18 protein-coding genes are annotated in these 17,720 nt (G+C 71.5%); 11 read left to right on the top strand and 7 right to left on the bottom strand.

Features of this window, described 5'->3' with window-relative positions:
* Positions 1-72 precede the first annotated feature (72 nt).
* Complete coding sequence (ku, locus tag EOT10_RS27155) at positions 73-1,179, bottom strand: non-homologous end joining protein Ku (protein ID WP_127830975.1); 1,107 nt, start codon at positions 1,177-1,179, stop codon at positions 73-75.
* Positions 1,180-1,250: 71 nt separating this feature from the next.
* On the opposite strand from ku, the gene ligD reads away from it, so the two are divergent.
* Positions 1,251-2,135 carry a non-homologous end-joining DNA ligase gene (ligD, locus tag EOT10_RS27150; RefSeq protein WP_127830974.1) on the top strand — a complete coding sequence of 295 codons (885 nt, stop codon included), beginning with the start codon at positions 1,251-1,253 and terminating at the stop codon, positions 2,133-2,135.
* A gap of 47 nt (positions 2,136-2,182) precedes the next feature.
* On the opposite strand, the gene EOT10_RS27145 is transcribed toward ligD, so the two are convergent.
* A complete protein-coding gene (locus EOT10_RS27145; RefSeq protein ID WP_127830973.1) occupies positions 2,183-2,986 on the bottom strand; it encodes a nuclease-related domain-containing protein in 804 nt (267 codons plus the stop codon).
* Positions 2,987-3,224: 238 nt separating this feature from the next.
* On the opposite strand from EOT10_RS27145, the gene EOT10_RS27140 reads away from it, so the two are divergent.
* The 6 genes from EOT10_RS27140 to EOT10_RS27115 all read left to right on the top strand — a co-directional run bounded on the left by EOT10_RS27140 (position 3,225) and on the right by EOT10_RS27115 (position 9,595).
* Positions 3,225-3,545: a hypothetical protein gene (locus tag EOT10_RS27140; protein WP_127830972.1), complete on the top strand. Its 321-nt coding sequence runs from the start codon at positions 3,225-3,227 to the stop codon at positions 3,543-3,545.
* Between the two features lie 120 nt (positions 3,546-3,665).
* Positions 3,666-4,454: a hypothetical protein gene (locus EOT10_RS27135; RefSeq protein ID WP_127830971.1), complete on the top strand. Its 789-nt coding sequence runs from the start codon at positions 3,666-3,668 to the stop codon at positions 4,452-4,454.
* 149 nt (positions 4,455-4,603) lie between these two features.
* Positions 4,604-5,836 (top strand): sensor histidine kinase, encoded by a 1,233-nt coding sequence (locus EOT10_RS27130; protein ID WP_223281234.1) that lies wholly within the window; start codon positions 4,604-4,606, stop codon positions 5,834-5,836.
* 159 nt (positions 5,837-5,995) lie between these two features.
* Positions 5,996-6,544: an SH3 domain-containing protein gene (locus EOT10_RS27125; RefSeq protein ID WP_127830969.1), complete on the top strand. Its 549-nt coding sequence runs from the start codon at positions 5,996-5,998 to the stop codon at positions 6,542-6,544.
* Between the two features lie 151 nt (positions 6,545-6,695).
* A complete protein-coding gene (locus EOT10_RS27120) occupies positions 6,696-8,090 on the top strand; it encodes an FtsW/RodA/SpoVE family cell cycle protein (RefSeq protein WP_127830968.1) in 1,395 nt (464 codons plus the stop codon).
* Positions 8,087-9,595, top strand: a complete 1,509-nt coding sequence (locus EOT10_RS27115; RefSeq protein WP_127830967.1) for a peptidoglycan D,D-transpeptidase FtsI family protein — start codon at positions 8,087-8,089, stop codon at positions 9,593-9,595. The genes EOT10_RS27120 and EOT10_RS27115 overlap by 4 nt, the downstream gene beginning before the upstream one ends.
* Positions 9,596-9,609: 14 nt before the next feature.
* On the opposite strand, the gene EOT10_RS27110 is transcribed toward EOT10_RS27115, so the two are convergent.
* Together EOT10_RS27110 and EOT10_RS27105 are read right to left on the bottom strand one after the other, a co-directional pair.
* Positions 9,610-10,488, bottom strand: coding sequence for a hypothetical protein (locus EOT10_RS27110; RefSeq protein ID WP_127830966.1), 879 nt, complete (start codon positions 10,486-10,488; stop codon positions 9,610-9,612).
* 196 nt (positions 10,489-10,684) lie between these two features.
* Positions 10,685-11,794, bottom strand: a complete 1,110-nt coding sequence (locus EOT10_RS27105) for a ferritin-like domain-containing protein (RefSeq protein ID WP_127830965.1) — start codon at positions 11,792-11,794, stop codon at positions 10,685-10,687.
* 150 nt (positions 11,795-11,944) lie between these two features.
* On the opposite strand from EOT10_RS27105, the gene EOT10_RS27100 reads away from it, so the two are divergent.
* The 4 genes from EOT10_RS27100 to EOT10_RS27085 all read left to right on the top strand — a co-directional run bounded on the left by EOT10_RS27100 (position 11,945) and on the right by EOT10_RS27085 (position 15,287).
* Complete coding sequence (locus tag EOT10_RS27100) at positions 11,945-12,883, top strand: AurF N-oxygenase family protein (protein ID WP_127830964.1); 939 nt, start codon at positions 11,945-11,947, stop codon at positions 12,881-12,883.
* Between the two features lie 91 nt (positions 12,884-12,974).
* Positions 12,975-13,700, top strand: a complete 726-nt coding sequence (locus tag EOT10_RS27095; protein WP_127830963.1) for a TetR/AcrR family transcriptional regulator — start codon at positions 12,975-12,977, stop codon at positions 13,698-13,700.
* 10 nt (positions 13,701-13,710) lie between these two features.
* Positions 13,711-13,977, top strand: coding sequence for a hypothetical protein (locus tag EOT10_RS27090; RefSeq protein WP_127830962.1), 267 nt, complete (start codon positions 13,711-13,713; stop codon positions 13,975-13,977).
* Positions 13,978-14,126: 149 nt separating this feature from the next.
* Positions 14,127-15,287: a C40 family peptidase gene (locus tag EOT10_RS27085; RefSeq protein ID WP_189492130.1), complete on the top strand. Its 1,161-nt coding sequence runs from the start codon at positions 14,127-14,129 to the stop codon at positions 15,285-15,287.
* Positions 15,288-15,323: 36 nt separating this feature from the next.
* Here the strand turns inward: EOT10_RS27085 and EOT10_RS27080 are convergent, their stop codons facing one another.
* From EOT10_RS27080 to EOT10_RS27070, 3 genes are read right to left on the bottom strand one after another with little or no spacing between them, the layout of a single operon-like run.
* Positions 15,324-16,574, bottom strand: a complete 1,251-nt coding sequence (locus EOT10_RS27080) for a styrene monooxygenase/indole monooxygenase family protein (RefSeq protein ID WP_127830961.1) — start codon at positions 16,572-16,574, stop codon at positions 15,324-15,326.
* Positions 16,575-16,624: 50 nt separating this feature from the next.
* Positions 16,625-17,317, bottom strand: coding sequence for a GTP-binding protein (locus EOT10_RS27075; protein WP_127830960.1), 693 nt, complete (start codon positions 17,315-17,317; stop codon positions 16,625-16,627).
* Complete coding sequence (locus EOT10_RS27070; RefSeq protein ID WP_127831108.1) at positions 17,298-17,702, bottom strand: DUF742 domain-containing protein; 405 nt, start codon at positions 17,700-17,702, stop codon at positions 17,298-17,300. Before EOT10_RS27070 ends, EOT10_RS27075 begins: the two co-directional genes overlap by 20 nt.
* Between the last annotated feature and the right edge of the window lie 18 nt (positions 17,703-17,720).

The following is a 17,720-nucleotide window of genomic DNA, read 5'->3' as shown; positions in this document are numbered from 1 at the left end:
CGAGCGGCCCGTCACCGAGCAGTCCGCCACCGGCGGGTGGTGCGTCTTCGTGGACGCGCCGCCCGCCGGTGGTTACGACGCGTGCTTCCGGGGCGCCGCCTTCTTGGCCGGTGTCGCCTTACTGGCCGCTGCCGCCTTCTTGGCCGGTGTCGCCTTTTTCGCCGTCGCCTTCTTCGCGGTGACCTTCTTGGCCGTCGATTTCGTGGCCGTGGATTTCGTGGCAGCGGCCGTCTTCTTCGCCGTCGTCTTCTTGGCCGTGCTCGACGTGCTCGCCCGGCTCCTGGGCGCCGCCGGCTTCGTCTTCGTCGACGTCGACTTCTTCCCGCCCACGTCCTTCGGTGCCGTGCGGGACTTCAGCGACGTCACCTTCGCCTCGCGCCGCGGCGCGGCCGTGTCACCCCGCGCCTCCTTGGCCGCCTTGACGCTGCTCTCCAGGGCCGCCATCAGGTCGATGACCTTGCCGCCCGCGCCCTCCGCGGCCGCCGGGGCCTCCAGCACGCCCTCGCCTGACGCTTTCGCCTCGATCATCTCCTCGACCGCGGAACGGTAGTCGTCGTGCAGCGACTCCATGTCGACCTCGCCGAGGGTGTCCATCAGGGCTTCCGCCAGGTCGAGTTCGGCCTCGCGCACGGTCACCTGGGTCTCGGGCGCCGCCTCGTCCGTGGCACGCACCTCGTCGGGCCACAGCAGGCCGTGCATCGCGATCACGTCGTCGACGACCCGCAGCATGCCGAGCCGCTCGCGCCCGCGCAGGGCGTACTTCGCGATGGCGACCTTCTTGTTCCGCTTGAGCGCCTCACGCAGCAGGGTGTACGGCTTCGCGGCGGGGACGCCGTTCGCGGAGAGGTAGTAGGCGGCGTCCATCTGGAGCGGGTCGATGCTGTCGCCGGGGACGAAGGCCACGATCTCGATCGTCCGGGCGGTCGGGATCGGCAGCGAGGCGAGGTCGTCCTCCGTGATGGGGATCATCGAGCCGTCCGCGGCCTCGTACCCTTTGCCGATCTCCGCCGTCGAGACCTCCCGATCCTCCAGCTCGCAGAACTTGCGGTAGCGGATGCGGCCGCCGTCCTCCAGGTGGATCTGCCGGAAGGAGATCGAGTGGCTCTCGGTGGCGTTGACCAGCTTGATCGGGATGCTGACCAGGCCGAAGGAGATGGCGCCGTTCCATATGGATCGCACGTGGTCCCTCTCTGAAGCCGGTGGCTGTGGTTTTGGGCTTGTTTGTGATGATTTCGTGGGATTCTCATCGTATGACGCCCATCACGGAGGTGGAGGGGCGGCGGCTCGCGCTCAGCAACCTCGGCAAGGTGCTGTACCCGGCGACCGGGTTCACGAAGGGCGAGCTGCTGCACTACTACGCGACGGCCGCGGACGCCCTGCTCACGCACCTCCGCGACCGGCCCGTGTCCTTCCTGCGCTACCCGGACGGGCCCGAAGGGCAGCGGTTCTTCACCAAGAACGTGCCGCCGGGCACGCCCGACTGGGTGCGCGCGGAGGACGTGCCGCGCTCGGCGAGCTCCGTGTCCCGGCAGGTCGTCGTGCAGGATCTGCCCTCGCTGATGTGGGCGGCCAATCTGGTGACGGAGTTCCATACGCCGCAGTGGCGGGCGGACGCGCCGGCGATGGCCGACCGGCTGGTCCTCGACCTGGATCCAGGGGCGCCCGCGGACGTGGTGGACTGCTGCGCGGTCGCGCTGTGGCTGCGTGAGCGGCTGCGCGCGGACGGGCTGGACGCGTACGTGAAGACGTCCGGGTCGAAGGGCCTGCATCTGCTCGTGCCGCTGGAGCCGACGCCGTCCGAGCAGGTCAGCGCGTACGCGAAGGCCCTCGCCGTGGAGGGTGAGGCCGCACATCCGGAACTGGTCCTCCACCGCATGACCCGCAGCCTGCGCCCCGGCAAGGTCTTCGTCGACCACAGTCAGAACGCCGCCGCGAAGACGACGGCCACCCCGTACACCCTCCGCGCCCGCCCGGAACCGACGGTGTCGGCCCCTGTGACGTGGGAGGAGGTCGAGGCCTGCACGGACGCGCGGGAGCTGACCTTCCTGGCCGACGACATGGCGCCCCGCCTCGAACGCTACGGGGACCTGCTCGGGCCCCTGGCCGACCCCGACCGCGCGGGACGGGTGCCGTGACGGCCTTTCGCCCAGGAGTAGTGCATCAGCGGGGGGGAGTAGCGGAGTCAGACGCGCAGCCAGGTGTGTCGGTCGCGGGCCATCGCGTGCAGGGCTTCGACATCGGCCGGTTTCAGGACGCCGCCGGTCCGTGCGAGGGACTGGAGCTCCGTGTCGGGGACCACGCGTACGTCCCGTGGGGCCGCCGTGACGTCGACGGCCGCGGCGCCCGCGACGGCGAGAACCGGGTGGACCTCCGCGGTCAGGGCGAAGGACGCGCGGGACGCGTCCGCGCGGACCCGGCGCAGCAGGGGTGACGGCTCCGCTCGGCCTGCCGCGACCATCGGGTCGGCGACGCGGACCCGCTGTTTGCGGGCCGGAAGAGTGTGCAGGGCGTAGAGGCCTCCGGGGCCGATGAGGAGGTGGTGGATGCGGGCGCCGCCGGGCAGGGGCACGGAGTGCAGCGTGCGCCAGCCCGCCCGCTCGAAGGCGTCGAGCGCGCGTCCGACGGACTGCTCGGCCTCCAGGGCCCGGCGCCGCGGGTCCGTGCGCAGCCGCCGGGCCGGGCCCGGGTCGCGCTCGACGGCGATCTGGAGGGCCTCGCCGGGGCGGTTCGGCGCGAGGTCGTCGTCCGGGTGCAGGGCGAGCCTGGCCAGCTCGACGGGGGTGGGTACCGGGGGTGGTCCGACGGTGACGTCGCCGGTCAGGAAGGGGCCGAGGAGGGTGAGGACGTCGTCCCGGCGGGCGTCGCTGATCAGGTTGACGCGGCCCGCGTCACGGTCGTACCAGGCGACGTTCCTGCCGTCGTCGGCGCAGACGTAGAGCCGCTCCCGGCCGTGTCGCCAGGTCGGTATGACGCGCAGACCGCTCATCGACCATCACCCCATGACCATGGGAACAGCCACGGAGCCGCAGGGCAATATGCCGTTCGCCGGCGGGTCCGGCGAGCGCGACGGCCGCCGCTGGGGAGACCGACGGCAGAGCTTCGGCCCGCTGTTACACAGTCGCCGAATTGCCGTGATGCGGGATCTTTACGTTGGTGACGTCAGCGTTTGCGCCACTTGGCGGAACGCGGCGCCCCGCGCCGGGGCCGAGGAGAGGAGACGCTTCGTGAGCACCACCCGTCGATCCATCCGTCGATCCGCCCGTCGCACCACCCGTCGGTCGGGACTGCCGGCCCGTTGCACCTTCGTCGCCGCCGTTCTCGGCGGCGCGCTCCTGGTCCCGACGGCCGCGTTCGCGTACCCGGACCCCGCGCCCGCGCCTGCCTCCACCTCCGCCTCCGCGCCGGCTTCGTCGGGGACGTCGGAGCAGGCCGACGGCTCGCACGGCCAGAACGCGCTGTTCCTGGCGGCGGGTGGCGGGATGGCGGCGGCGGGCGCCGCGGGGCTCGCCTACTCGATGTACCGGCGGGGGCGCAGCGACGGCTGAGGGATTAGAAAGGGACTTCCCCACCCATAAGGTGTCCGTGGAATCCATATGGTGTCCGTGGAGTGACCGACCATGGTGTCCGTGGAGTGACCGACCGGCACGTGGACAGGCAGGAGTGCAGTGATTTCCAGGCGCGCCTGTTCCGTGGCCCTCGCCGTGAGCGCGGCGGCGCTGTTGCTCGCCGGGTGCGGTGACTCGGGCGGTCTGCGCAGCGCGGGGCCCACGTCCACGGCGGTGGGCCCGGCCCGGTTGTGGCCCACGCTGCCCCCGGCGTCCGCCGCGGCCGAGGACTACGGCTCCGGCGAGACGGAGGTCGTGCCGGGCATCACCGCTCCGGGTGACGACATCCACCGCGTGGACCCGGTCGACGTGATCCGCGCGCAGGAGGCGGCGTACTCGGCCTCGCCCAGCCCGTCGCCGGACCCGTACAAGGACAAGATCGTGGGTCTGCAGGACTGCGGCCGGAGCGGTACGGGGAAGGCGGGGTGTCCCGTCCTGAAGGCGTACTACCGGGATCTGACCGGCGACGGCAAGGACGAGCTGATCGTGGGGATCCGCCTGCCGAAGGGGCAGCTCGCCGTGCGCTGCTACACGTTCGAGGGACACCGGCTCACGCAGGTGATGGGGACGTCGGACGCGGTCGTGAGCGTGGAGATCGCGGGCCGGGACGTGATCCTGCGGGCGGTGGCGGACCTGCCGGGCTACGAGTACCGCACGGCGTGGTCCTGGGACCCGCACCAGCACGCGATGCTCCCCACCCTCGACGAGATCCTGCGCACGGGCCCGCCGGCGCCCCGCCCCCACCGGTCCGCGAGCCCCGCGAAGCCCGCCCCCACGACCACGCCGGGGGCGATCCCCACGACCACGCCGTCGGCCTACCAGGCCACGCCGTCGGCCTCCACCCGATGAGTCCCGAGGCCGGACGGGCCGGAACAGACCGACCCGGAACGAGTAAGCAGAGGTCAGGCAAGCCCAGGTCAGGCCCGCGGCTGCGACCGCCCGCCTGGCCTGCCTGGACCGCCAGCCTCACCTGGAAGGCCGCGGTCTTCATCACCGTGATGTGCTGCGCCCTCGCCGCGTTTCTCGGCGTCCTCGTCCACGTGTCGGTCACCGACCGGACCGTGGGCCAGGCCCGCGACCGCGCGCTGAGCCGGCTCACCGAGGCCACCGCCGCGTACGAGGCCGGGGACCGGCTCGGCGGGCTCGCGGGGATCGATCCCCCGGACCTGCCCGTGCCCCTGCGCCGTCTCGCCGGGGACGGCGAGCGCGGCACGATGGTGAGCAACCACGACGCACAGCCCACGATGTGGGCGGCGGGGCCGGTCGACGGGGGCCGCGTCCTCGCCGTGGAGGTCGACTACTCGCAGGGCGCCCGCACGATCGACGGCCTCGACCAGGCGATCGTCGGCTCGTCGGTGCTGGCGATCGGCGCGACGCTGCTCGTGGGCGCGTTCGCGGTGACCCGCGTGACGCGGCGCCTGCACGCGACGGCGCGGGTGGCCCGGCGGATCAGCGCGGGCGACCTGGACGCCCGGGTCGGCGATCCGCGGACGCGCGATCCGGCCCGGCACCAGGACGAGGTGGCCGCGGTCGCGGGCGCCCTGGACAGCATGGCGTCGTCGCTGCAGCGCAAACTGCTGAGCGAGCAGCGGTTCACGGCGGACGTGGCGCACGAACTGCGTACGCCGCTGACGGGCCTGCATGCAGCGGCCGAACTCCTTCCGCCGGGCCGCCCGACCGAGCTCGTACGGGACCGGGTCGCGGCGCTGCGCACGCTCACCGAGGACCTGCTGGAGATCTCGCGGCTCGACGCGCGCAGCGAGCGCCTGGACCTCGACGACAACCGGCTCGGCCCGCTCGCGGAGCGCGTGGTGCGCGCGTCCGGGGCGGCGACGGAGGTCGTGGTCGTGCGAGACGTCTGCGTACTGACGGACCGGCGGCGCCTGGAGCGGGTGCTCGGCAACCTCGTGTCGAACGCGCACCGGCACGGCGGCCCGCCCGTCGTCCTCACCGTCGACGGCCCGGTGATCACCGTGCGGGATCATGGGGAGGGCTACCCGGACTATCTGGTGGAGGACGGCCCGCAGCGGTTCAGGACGGAGGGCGGCGCGAAGGGGCACGGCCTGGGCCTGACGATCGCGCTGGGCCAGGCGCAGGTGCTGGGCGCGAGCCTCACCTTCGCGAACGCGGCACCCGACGACGGTGATGGCGGCGACGGCGACGGCGACAGCAGAGGCCGTGGCGGGGCGATCGCCACGCTCACGCTGCCGTACGACGAACGCCCGGAGTGAACTCCCTTACCACCTACGCCCGTTACTCCACAGCCCGCCCCACCCCCACCCCCCGTTCACCCGCGTGCTCCCTCTGGCCTGCGCTCCCCGCGTGACCGATTTAGCGTGAAGCACGGTCTTCGACCGCTTCGCTCCTGACCTTTCACCCGAGGAGTTCCGATGTCCCGACGAACCACGTTCACCCGGCTCGGCATAGGCGCGGCCGGCACCGCACTCGCCGCACTCGCCGCCAGTGCGGCCCCCGCCCTCGCGGCCCCGTACCCCTCGGCACCCGCCCACTCGGCCCCCGTTCAGGCGTCGGACGGCTGGGGTGACGACGGAGGCGGCGAAGGAGGAGGCGACGGAGGAGGCGACGACGGCGGCGGAAGCAGCTGGAACGGCGGCGGTGACGAGGGCGGCGGGAACGACGGACGCTCCGACGGCCGCTCCGACGGCCGCGAGGACCACCACCAGCGCCTGACCAAGGGCCGCGTGACGGCCAGGGACGGACTCCTCCTCCGGGACGCGCCCACCCGTGGCAGCCGCCCCATCCGCACCGAGCCGTTCAACGCGATCGTCACGATCTTCTGCAAGACGCGCGGCGGTGACGTACGGGGCGAGCGCGAGGGCGAGCGCGAGCGCACCTGGTACCTCCTCACGGACGGCACCTGGGCGTGGGGCTCGGCGAGGTTCATCGAGACCTTCGGCAAGTCGCCCCGCTCGTGCTGACGCACCATCACCGACACGCTCACAGTCGCAGGCCCGGCCACAGCCACAGCCACAGCCACAGCCACAGCCACAGCCAGGGTCACGGACACACCGTCAGTCCGATTGAAGCGACATAGCGGGATTCGCGGCTGTCACTTGTTACGTTCCCGCCATGACCGGATCGAGGGGACCGACAGGCGCGAGAGCCGGCGCGAGCCCTCCCACCGTTCCCGCCGTTCCCGCCGTCCGCCTCCCCCGGCGCCGTGGCACCGAACTCGTACTGATCGTCCTGGCCGTCCTGCTCAGCGTCTACGGCTACTGCGAGGTCGGCCTCGCCCGGCACGGATCCGTACCGCCCGGCGCCGCCGGTTACGGCGCCGGGCTCGGCGTGCTCGCGCTCGTGGCGCACTGCGCGGTCCGGTTCCGCGCCCCGTACGCGGACCCGCTCCTGCTGCCCATCGCCGTGCTGCTCAACGGCCTCGGTCTGGTGCTGATCTACCGGCTCGACCTGGAGACTCCCGACGACCAGGCGGCGCCCACGCAGCTCGTCTGGTCGACGTTCGGCGTCGCCCTGTTCATCGCGGTCGTCGTCCTCGTGCGCGACCACCGGGTGCTCCAGCGGTACGCGTATCTCTCGGCGGTCGCCGCGCTGTTCCTGATGATCCTGCCGATCTTCTTCCCGGCGGTGAACGGCGCCCGCATCTGGCTGCGGATCGGCGGATTCTCCATCCAGCCGGGCGAGTTCGCGAAGGTGCTGCTCGCGATCTTCTTCGCCAGCTATCTCGCGGCGAACCGCAACGCGCTGTCGTACACGGGCAGGAAGATCTGGCGCTTCCAGCTCCCCACCATGCGGGTCTTCGCGCCGATCCTCGTGTTCTGGCTGATCAGCGTGGGCGTCCTGGTCCTCGAACGGGACCTCGGGACCTCACTGCTGTTCTTCGGCCTCTTCATCGTGATGCTGTACGTGGCGACGGGCCGGGTCAGCTGGATCGCGATCGGGCTCGTCCTGGCGGCGGGCGGCGCGGTCGTCGTCGGCGCCCTTGAGCCGCATGTGAACAGCCGCGTCCAGGACTGGCTGCACCCGTTCGCCTCGATCGACGCGGGGCAGGGGCCCGGCCAGGTGGCGCAGTCGCTGTTCGCGTTCGCGGCGGGCGGGATCCTCGGCGCGGGCCTCGGGGCGGGGCACTCGATCCTCATCGGGTTCGCCGCCAAGTCCGACTTCATCCTGGCGACCGCGGGCGAGGAGCTGGGGCTCGTCGGCCTGACGGCGATCTTCCTGCTGTACGCGCTGCTCGTGGAGCGCGGCTACCGGGCGGGGCTCGCGCTGCGCGATCCGTTCGGCCGGCTCCTCGCGATCGGGCTCGCGTCGATCGTCGCGCTCCAGGTGTTCGTGATCGCGGGCGGGGTGATGGGCCTGATCCCGCTGACCGGTATGGCGATGCCGTTCCTCGCGCAGGGCGGTTCGTCCGTCGTCACCAACTGGATCATCGTGGCGCTCCTCGTGCGGATCGGTGACTCCGCCCGCGCCCAGCTCCTGCCGGACGACGCCCTGGAGGCGCATCGGTGACCCGCTACATCCGCCGGGCCGCGGCCTTCTGTCTGGTGCTGCTCGTCGCGCTGCTCGTCAACTCGGCCCGTGTGCAGGTCTTCGAGGCGGACTCCCTCGACGACAACCCGGCCAACCGCCGCGGCACGATCGAGCGCTACGACCAGCCGCGCGGCGACATCCTCGTCGGCGGCCGGCCGGTCACCGGCTCCAGGGACACCGGCGAGCAGCTCCGCTACGAACGGACGTACAAGAACGGCCCGTTGTACGCGCCGGTGACCGGGTACGCGTCGCAGGTGTACGGCACGTCGCTCCTCGAGCACGCCGAGGACGGGATCCTGTCCGGTACGGATCCGATGCTGGCGCCGCTCCCTCTATGGAACGACCTGACGCGCTCCCAGCAGCCGGGCGGCGATGTCGCGACCACGATCGACGCGGCGGCGCAGCGGGCGGCGTACCGCGGGCTCGCGGGGCGCCGGGGCGCGGTCGCGGCGCTGAATCCGGCGACCGGGGAGATCCTGGCCCTGGTGAGCAGTCCTTCGTACGATCCCGGGGCGATCGCGGGGACCGACTCGGCGACGACGTCGGCGTGGACGGATCTGAACGGCGCCGCGAGTCAGCCGATGCTCAACCGGGCGATCCGGCAGACGTATCCGCCGGGTTCGACCTTCAAGATCGTGACCGCGGCGGCGGCGCTCGACTCGGGCACGGTGACGGATGTGGACGGGCCGACGCACACCCCGAGCCCGTGGGTCCTGCCCGACACGTCGACGCGGCTTGAGAACGAGGCGACCGGGTGCGAGGACGCGTCGCTCGCGGACGCGATCCGGGTCTCCTGCAACACGGTGATGGCGAAGCTCGGTGTCGAGGTCGGGCTGAACGGGATGGTGTCGGCGGCCCGGAAGTTCGGCTTCGACGACGCGGGGATCCGGATTCCGTCGAGCGTCTCGCGCAGCAACTTCGACACGGACATGGACCGGTCGCAGCTGGCCCTTTCGTCCATCGGCCAGTTCAACACGACGGCCACGCCCCTGCAGATGGCGATGGTGTCGGCCGCGGTCGCCAACGGCGGGATCCTGATGTCGCCGCACCTGGTGGAGCGGACCACGGACGAGCACGGTGCCACCGTCGCGCAGACCGGTTCGAAGGAGTACAAGCAGGCGATGAACCCGGCGACGGCGGTGGAGCTCCAGCGGATGATGCAGGGCGCCGTGGAGGACGGGACGGGCACGAACGCGCAGATCCCGGGTGTGACCGTGGGCGGCAAGACGGGTACGGCGCAGCACGGTGTGGGCAACAAGGGGATCCCGTACGCGTGGTTCATCTCGTGGGCGCGGTCGCCCGACGCGGGGGCGCCCGGGGTGGCGGTCGCGGTCGTCGTCGAGGACGCGTCGGCGGACCGGGCGGACATCAGCGGGGGCGGCAGCGCGGCGCCCATCGCGCGGGACGTGATGGAGGCCGTGCTGAACTCCGCCGGAAACTCGGCCGGTAACTCAGCTGACAACTCAGCTGGTAACTCAGGGTAGTTGGACCGAGGGCGTCAGCCGATCGGCTTCCTGATCTCCGAGCGGAGCTTCACGGCGGTCTCGGCCGCCGCTTCGAGGTCCACGTCGGACGGGTCCTGGACGGCTGTCGCGCGGGTGATCTCCGCGACGGTGGCGCCGGTGTTCCCGTCGGCCCAGGCGCACATGGGGATGCTCATCTTCTGGCCGAGCTGCCGCTTGACGAGCACCTGGCAGGTGATGGTGACGTCGGAGCCGGCGGGCTTGAAGTCCTTGGCGGGCACGGCGACCTCGGAGCCGTCGCTCGTGGCGGCGCCCGCCATCATGTTCTTGCGGGCGAGGTCGGCGTTCTTGAACCGGCCGTACATGCCGGAGATCACCACGGCCCCGCCCTTCTCGCCGGCGCCGGTCGCCGCGTACTGCCCGACGGCGGCCTTGGTGTCGCGTGCGTCCCAGGCGCCGTCCGCCTCGTCCTCGATCTTCTTGCCCTCGGTGGCGGACATGTCCTGGGTGAGGGTGTACCTGCCGTCGAGGACGGTCTTCGGGATCGTGAGCTTGTACTCGGCCTTGGGGAAGCTGTTCTCGACCGACATGCCGATCATCGCGAGCGCGACCACGCCGATGACGACGACACCGAGCACTCCGCCGACGATGCCGAGCACGAGGCCGACCCGCCGCTTCTTCGGCGGCGGGCCCATGGGGGCACCGCCCCAGCCGGGGTAGGGAGCGCCGCCCGGGTAGGGCTGCTGCGGCGGGCCGTAGGGACCGGGACCGGGCTGACCGTAGGGGGCGGGCTGCCCGTAGGGACCCGGCTGCTGCGGCTGACCGTAAGGACCGGGCCGGCCATAGGGACCCGGCTGGCCATAAGAACTGGGCTGGCCGTAGGGGCCGGGCTGGGGCGGCTGAGGCGTGGACACGTCAGCAAACTACTCCATCCGGGTGACACGCCTCCGTCGCGGGCGGCCGGCCGGTCCGGCACCCGCGGGCGTCCGGCCGACCCGGCAGCAGCACACATGGGCGTCCGGCCGACCCGGCAGCAGCACACATGGGCGTCCGGCCGACCCGGCAGCAGCACCCATGGGCGTCAGGCCGACCCGGCAGGACCCGTGGGCGTCAGGCCGACCCGGCGGCCTCCTCGATCGTCGCCTCGACCTCGGCCACCCGTTCCAGCTCCTCCGCCGCGAAGCGCTCCGCGTCGAGCTTCTCGGCGATCTCCTCGTCCTGCGTCATGAGCTGGTCGAGGTTCGTGTTGCCCATCTCGAAGACGCCCATGTCGACGTACGCCTCCTGGAGGCGCTTGCCCCACAGGCCGATGTCCTTGACGCAGGGCACGATCCGGGAGAAGAGCAGCTGGCGGAACAGGGCCAGGAACTCTGAGTTCTCGCTGTACTCCTCGGCCTCCGCCTTGGGGATGCCGAAGTTCTCCAGGACCTCGACGCCGCGCAGCCGGTCGCGCATGAGGTAGCAGCCCTCGATGACGAACTCCTCGCGTTCGCGCAGTTCGGCGTCCGTGAGCTGCTGGTAGTAGTCGCGCAGGGCCATGCGCCCGAAGGCCACGTGCCGGGCCTCGTCCTGCATGACGTACGCGAGGATCTGCTGGGGCAGCGGCTTGTCCGTGGTGTCGCGGATCATGCCGAACGCGGCGAGGGCCAGGCCCTCGATGAGGACCTGCATGCCGAGGTAGGGCATGTCCCAGCGGGAGTCGCGCAGGGTGTCACCGAGGAGCGACTGGAGGTTGTCGTTGATCGGGTAGAGCATCCCGACCTTGTCGTGCAGGAAGCGGCCGAAGATCTCCGCGTGCCGGGCCTCGTCCATCGTCTGGGTCGCCGAGTAGAACTTGGCGTCCATGTCGGGGACGGACTCGACGATGCGGGCGGCGCACACCATGGCGCCCTGCTCACCGTGCAGGAACTGGCTGAACTGCCAGGACGCGTAGTGCTTGCGCAGCTCGCCCTTGTCCCGGTCCGTCATCTTCGCCCAGTGCCGGGTGCCGTAGAGGGTGAGCGCCTCGTCGGGGGTGCCGAGCGGGTTGTGGGGGTCGACCTCGAGGTCCCAGTCGATGCGCTTGGCGCCGTCCCACTGCTTGTCCTTGCCCTTCTGGTAGAGCGCGAGAAGGCGGTCCCTGCCCTCGTCGTACTCCCAGCTGAACCGCGCCGAACCGGTCGCGGGTATCTCCCATCCGGGCTCCCGGGGCGCCTTGGTGTACAGCTCATGCGTCGACATACAGGCAGGCTCACACGGCTGTGGACACCGGGTCAACAAGTCACGCACAAGGGATTGACGGCCTTACTGACAGGCAGTCTCATAAGAGGTGACCGCAGGTAACTCCCGTACCGCGGTGCCCGATTGACGTACGACGAGGTGGGGACAGCCATGACGACCGTGACGGAAGCCGACGCGTTCGAGGGCCTGCGTGACGCGCTCGGGCTGCTCAAGGACCGCGAGCAGGTGGCCGAGCGCCTGCTCGACTCCTCCGCCAAGCACTCCTTCGACCCCGACAAGGAACTCGACTGGGACGCCCCCGACGTCGAGGGCCTCTGGTACTGGCCCCCGGAGCTGTGCTCCCTCTACGACACCCCGCTGTGGAAGCGGATGCCGGAGGAGCAGCGCATCGAGCTGTCGAAGCACGAGGCCGCCTCGATGGCGTCCATGGGCGTCTGGTTCGAGATCATCCTGATGCAGCTGCTCGTCCGGCACATCTACGACAAGCCGCTGACCAGCAACCACGTGCGCTACGCCCTCACGGAGATCGCCGACGAGTGCCGGCACTCCATGATGTTCGCCCGCATGATCAAGCGCAGCGTCGGCGAGGGCTTCGAGATGCCGCGCCTGCACCACAACCTGGGCCGCGTGCTCAAGACCGTCTCCACGACGCCGGGCTCCTTCGCGGCGACGCTGCTCGGCGAGGAGATCATCGACTGGATGCAGCGGATGACGTTCCCGGACGAGCGCGTCCAGCCGCTGGTGCGCGGCATCACCCGCATCCACGTGATCGAAGAGGCCCGGCACGTGCGCTACGCCCGCGAGGAGCTGCGCCGCCAGATGGTGACGTGCGGCCCGGCCGAGGCGGCGTACACCCGGATCGTGTGCGGCGAGGCGGCCCGCGTGATCTACGGGGCGTTCCACAACCCGGCGGCCTACGCGCGGGCCGGCCTCGACCCGCGCGAGGCGCTCGCGCAGGTGAAGGCGAGCGGCCACCGCCGCGAGATCATGCAGACCGGCGCCAAGCGCCTTACCGACTTCCTGGACGAGATCGGGGTGCTGCGCGGCGTCGGACGCAGGCTGTGGAAGTCGTCGGGACTGCTCGCCTGACCACCACGCACGAACCGTGGAAGTCGTCGGGGCTGCTCGTGTGAGGCGACTGTCAGGACCTTCGTACGAAAAGCCGGTTACTCTGCGGGACATGACCTCGGCAGCCGGTACCCGCGCCTACCGACGGCTCAGTGTCGAGGAGCGCCGCAGTCAGCTCCTCGTCGCCGCGCTGTCCCTGTTCGCGCACCGCGCACCCGAGGAGGTGTCCCTCGACGACGTGGCCGAGGCGGCCGGGGTGTCGCGGCCGCTCGTCTACCGGTACTTCCCGGGCGGCAAGCAGCAGTTGTACGAGGCCGCGCTGCGCTCCGCGGCCGACGAGCTGGAGAAGTGCTTCGCCGAGCCGCCGGAGGGACCGCTGACCGGACGGCTCACGCGGGCGCTCGACCGCTACCTCGGCTTCGTGGACCAGCACGACACGGGCTTCGCCGCGCTGCTCCAGGGCGGCAGCGTGGTGGAGACCTCGCGCACGACGTCGATCGTGGACGGGGTGCGCCGGGCGGCGGCCGAGCACATCCTGAGCCATCTCGCCGTGGCGGACCCGGGTCCCCGGTTGCGGATGACCGTCCGTATGTGGATCACGGCGGTGGAGGCGGCCTCGCTGATCTGGCTCGACGAGGACAAGGAGCCGCCGCTCGACGAGCTGCGCGACGGGCTCGTCGACCAGTTCATGGCCGTCCTCACGGCGACCGCGGGCCGCGACCCGCAGACCGCCGACGTGGTGCGCCGCGCGCTGTCCGTGGAGACGGCGGACGGCCCGGTCGGCACGCTGGCCCGCCTGGTCCTGCCCGTGGTGAGCGACGCGGCGCACCTGTTGTGACACTGGTGCCGTGAAGAGCGAAGAGACACCGTTCGTGGGCGGACCGATGGACGGGCGGGTCCTGCCCGTGCTCCTTGGACCCACGGGACATCCGCCGAAGGTGTACCGGATCCCGGTGCCGGGGCACGACGGCGCCCCGGGCACGGTGCTCGTCTACCGCAGGGTGCCGGCGGCCCCGGGCAGGGTCCGTTTCACCCGGCGCTGGAAGTACGAGTACGACCCCTCGGGACGCGACGACAGCGGGCTCCGGTGGCCCTGGTCCAAGCCGCGCCCGTAGCAGTCGACTTCGAAGATCACCTTCGTGGAGTCCCCCGGCCGGGTGAGGTCGTTGGGCCGAACCGCCCAGCAGCGGGCGACGCGGGCGGGCGGACATGTCGATGCTCACGGTGCGGGACGGACGGGCCGCCCCGCACCGGAGGTGATGACGTGTCAGGAAGCCTTGTGCGGTGGGCCTGTGCGGCCGCCGCGGCCTCGATGCTCGTGGCGCCGGGCCCCGCGGCCGCCGCCCCCACCCCGGACACCGGCCCTCCCCCGGCGGCCTCCGACACCTCCGACACCTCCGTCGCCGCGCTCCTGACGGACCTTCAGCGCCTGTACCGGGAGGCCGAGAAGGCCACCGAGACGTACAACGCGACCGCGGAGAAGCTCAAGGAGCGCCGCAAGACCGCCGACGACCTGGGCCGCAGGCTCACGAAGGCGCGTACCTCGCTCCATGACAGCCGCGACGCGGCCGGGCGCCTCGCCAGGGAGCAGTACCAGGGCAGCAGCCCCCTCTCCCCGTACCTCCGCCTCCTCCTCGCGCGCGACCCGCAGCACGCCCTCGACCAGGGGCATGTGATCCGGCGGGTGGCCCAGGAGCGGGTGGCCACCGTGGACCGGCTCGTCGGCGGCGAGAAGCGGGCCGACGACCTGGCCGCCGAGGCGCGCAAGGCCCTCGACGAGCAACTGAAGCTGTCGGAGCGGCAGAAGAAGGAACGGGACGCGGTGCAGGCCCGGCTCAAGGACGTCGAGGAACTGCTCGCCTCGCTGAGCGCGGACCAGCTCGCCGCGCTGACCCGCCTGGAGGACACGGGGACGGCCAAGGCCCAGAAGGCGTTCATGGCGTCCGGCGCGCTCAGCTCGGCGCGGCCGCCGTCAGAGGCCGGGGACGCGGCTCTCACCTACGCGGTGAAGCAGATCGGGAAGCCGTACGTGTGGGGCGCGGAGGGCCCGTCGGCGTTCGACTGCTCGGGGCTCACGTCGCAGGCCTGGGGTCACGCGGGGCAGGAGATCCCGCGCACGTCGCAGGAGCAGTGGGCGCGGCTGCCGCGGGTCCCGCTGGACCAACTGCGGCCCGGGGACCTGGTGGTGTACTTCCCGGAGGCGACGCACGTGGCGATGTACCTGGGCGACGGGATGGTGGTGCAGGCGCCACGGCCGGGCGCGAAGGTCAAGGTGTCGCCGATCGCGGCCAACCCGCTCCTCGGCGCCGTGCGCCCCGACCCGGACGACGGGCCGATGACGGGCTACACCCCGCCGGCGCTGCCGGAGGGTGCGACGAGCGGCGACGACACCGGGGTCGGCGCCGCGGGGGCGCCCACCGGATGACCGGTGCGCGCCCCGCCGCGGATCGGCCGGGGAGGATCAGCCGGAGACGGAGGCCAGGTAGGCGTTCGTCTTCTCGGGCTCGTAGAAGAAGTTCTCGAAGTCGGCCGGGTTGTTGAAGCCGTTCGCGAAGCGGTCGGCGACCGGCTGGAGCTGGCCGGCGGCGCCGATCAGGTTGAGGACATGCTCCGGCGGGACGCCCAGCATCGCGTTGGTCCACTTCACGACGTGCTGCGCGGTGTCCCAGTAGCGGTCGAACGTGCCCTGCATCCACTCCTCGTCGAACGGCTTGTCGCCGTGCCCGATGATCGAGTCGAGGTACGAGGCGGCGCACTTGGACGCCGAGTTCGAGCCCTGGCCCGTGATCGGGTCGTTGGCGACGACGACGTCGGCGACACCGAGGACCGCGCCGCCGCCGGGCAGCCGGCCGATCGGGTTGCGGACGGTCGGCGCGTAGCGGCCGGCCAGGGTGGCGTTCGCGTCGGTCAGCTCGACCTTCGTGGCGCGCGCGTACTCCCAGGGCAGGAACTTCTCCATCAGCTCCAGGGTGAGGGAGAGGTGCTCCGAGGGGTCCTTGACGCCCTTGAACACGTCGAGCGGCCCGCCGGGGATGCCCTCCCAGAAGAGGATGTCGGCGCGGCCGGAGGTGGTGAGGGTCGGCATGACGAACAGCTCGCCGACGCCGGGCACGAGGTTGCAGCGGACCGCGTCGAACTCGGGGTGCTCGGGGCGGGGGCCCATGCCGTGCACGTAGGCGACGGCGAGCGCGCGCTGCGGCTCCGCGTACGGGGAGCGGGAGGCGTCGCGGCCGAACATCGAGACCAGCTCGCCCTTGCCGGCGGAGACGAGCACCAGGTCGTAGGTGCGGGCGAAGTAGTCGAGGTCGGAGACCGCGGCGCCGTGGATGACGAGCTGGCCGCCGCGCTGCGCGAACGTCTCCATCCAGCCGGCCATCTTCACGCGCTGGTCGACGGACTGCGCGTAGCCGTCGAGCTTGCCCACCCAGTCGATGGCGCGCTGCGAGGGGCCCGGGTCGAAGGAGCCGGGGGCGGCGACGGAGACGCCGAGGCCCTCGATCTTCGGGGCCTGCGACTCCCAGAAGTTCACCTGGAGGTCGCGCTCGTGCTGGAGCGCGGTGTGGAACATGCACTGCGTGGACATGACCCGGCCAGACCGGATCTCGTCGGCGGTGCGGTTGGACATCAGGGTGACCTCGTACCCGTTCGACTGGAGGCCGAGGGCGAGCTGGAGACCGGACTGGCCGGCTCCGACGACGAGTATCTTCCGCATGCGGGGTGCCTCTTTGCTGCTGAGGGGTGGTGACTAGCTGAGGGGTGTAGCTATTCGGGAGTGACGTCGAGCGCGTGGCCGACGACGGCCAGCAGGGTCTCGACGACCGAGATGCGCCGCCGGGCGTCCATGATGAGGACAGGGATGTGCGGCGGGACCGTGAGGGCCTCGCGCACGTCCTCGGCGTCGAACTCGTCCGAGCCGTCGAAGTGGTTGACGGCGACCACGTAGGGGAGACCGCAGCTCTCGAAGTAGTCGAGGGCCGGGAAGCAGTCCGACAGACGGCGGGTGTCGGCGAGCACGACCGCCCCGATCGCGCCGCGCACCAGGTCGTCCCACATGAACCAGAAGCGCTGCTGCCCCGGCGTGCCGAAGAGGTAGAGCACCAGGTCGTCGTCGAGCGTGATGCGCCCGAAGTCCATGGCGACCGTGGTCGTGGTCTTGTCGGGCGTGGCGGTGAGGTCATCGGTGTCCTCGCTCGCCGCGGTCATCAGCGCCTCCGTCTGGAGGGGCTGGATCTCCGAGACGGCGGTCACGAGCGTGGTCTTGCCGACGCCGAAGCCGCCGGCCACCACAATCTTCGTGGCGATCGGGGCGCGGGTGCGGTCCGTCTGCCAGGCCTTGAGCTCTTCCTGGGGTTCGAAGAGGGAGCCTGTGCCGGGACCGGAGCCGGACGACGGTTGGGCGGGAACGAAGGCGGGGGCTGAGCCCTCGGTGACGCCTTCAGAGACGACGGAGTCCACTCAGCACCCTTTCAAGCAGTGCGCGGTCCGGCTGGCCCGGGCCGTGGCCGGTTCCGTAAACGCGGATCTTTCCCTGGTCGGCGAGGTCGCTGAGGAGTACGCGGACCACACCGAGCGGCATCTTCAGGAGCGCGGCGATCTCGGCGACCGTGCGCATGCGGCGGCACAGCTCCACGATCGCCCGCATCTCCGGCATGATCCGCGTGGAGAGCGTGCCCTGCCCTATTTCGAGGCGTTCCTCGGGCGCTTCGAGCGCGGCGACGAACGTCTCGACGAGCAGGACGTGACCGAAGCGGGTACGGCCGCCGGTCAGCGAGTAGGGGCGCACCCGGGCGGCCTTGCGGTCGCCGCCGCGGGTGGGCAGTTTCACACCGCCGGTACTGATGTTCGGGACTGGACTGCT

Origin of the sequence: Streptomyces antnestii (assembly GCF_004005495.1) — a bacterium.
Classification (GTDB): Bacteria; Actinomycetota; Actinomycetes; order Streptomycetales; family Streptomycetaceae; genus Streptomyces; species Streptomyces antnestii.
Note: the sequence above shows the minus strand (reverse complement) of the source record. Positions and strands in the feature narration are given on the sequence as shown.

Excerpts from the sequence above, each read along its gene's own strand:
- EOT10_RS27125 (WP_127830969.1), top strand. The coding sequence starts at position 5,996 with ATGTCCCGACGAACCACGTTCACCCGGCTCGGCATAGGCGCGGCCGGC.
- EOT10_RS27130 (WP_223281234.1), top strand. The coding sequence starts at position 4,604 with ATGTGCTGCGCCCTCGCCGCGTTTCTCGGCGTCCTCGTCCACGTGTCG.
- EOT10_RS27105 (WP_127830965.1), bottom strand. The coding sequence starts at position 11,794 with ATGTCGACGCATGAGCTGTACACCAAGGCGCCCCGGGAGCCCGGATGG.
- EOT10_RS27080 (WP_127830961.1), bottom strand. The coding sequence starts at position 16,574 with ATGCGGAAGATACTCGTCGTCGGAGCCGGCCAGTCCGGTCTCCAGCTC.
- EOT10_RS27120 (WP_127830968.1), top strand. The coding sequence starts at position 6,696 with ATGACCGGATCGAGGGGACCGACAGGCGCGAGAGCCGGCGCGAGCCCT.
- EOT10_RS27100 (WP_127830964.1), top strand. The coding sequence starts at position 11,945 with ATGACGACCGTGACGGAAGCCGACGCGTTCGAGGGCCTGCGTGACGCG.
- EOT10_RS27095 (WP_127830963.1), top strand. The coding sequence starts at position 12,975 with ATGACCTCGGCAGCCGGTACCCGCGCCTACCGACGGCTCAGTGTCGAG.
- EOT10_RS27145 (WP_127830973.1), bottom strand. The coding sequence starts at position 2,986 with ATGAGCGGTCTGCGCGTCATACCGACCTGGCGACACGGCCGGGAGCGG.
- ligD (WP_127830974.1), top strand. The coding sequence starts at position 1,251 with ATGACGCCCATCACGGAGGTGGAGGGGCGGCGGCTCGCGCTCAGCAAC.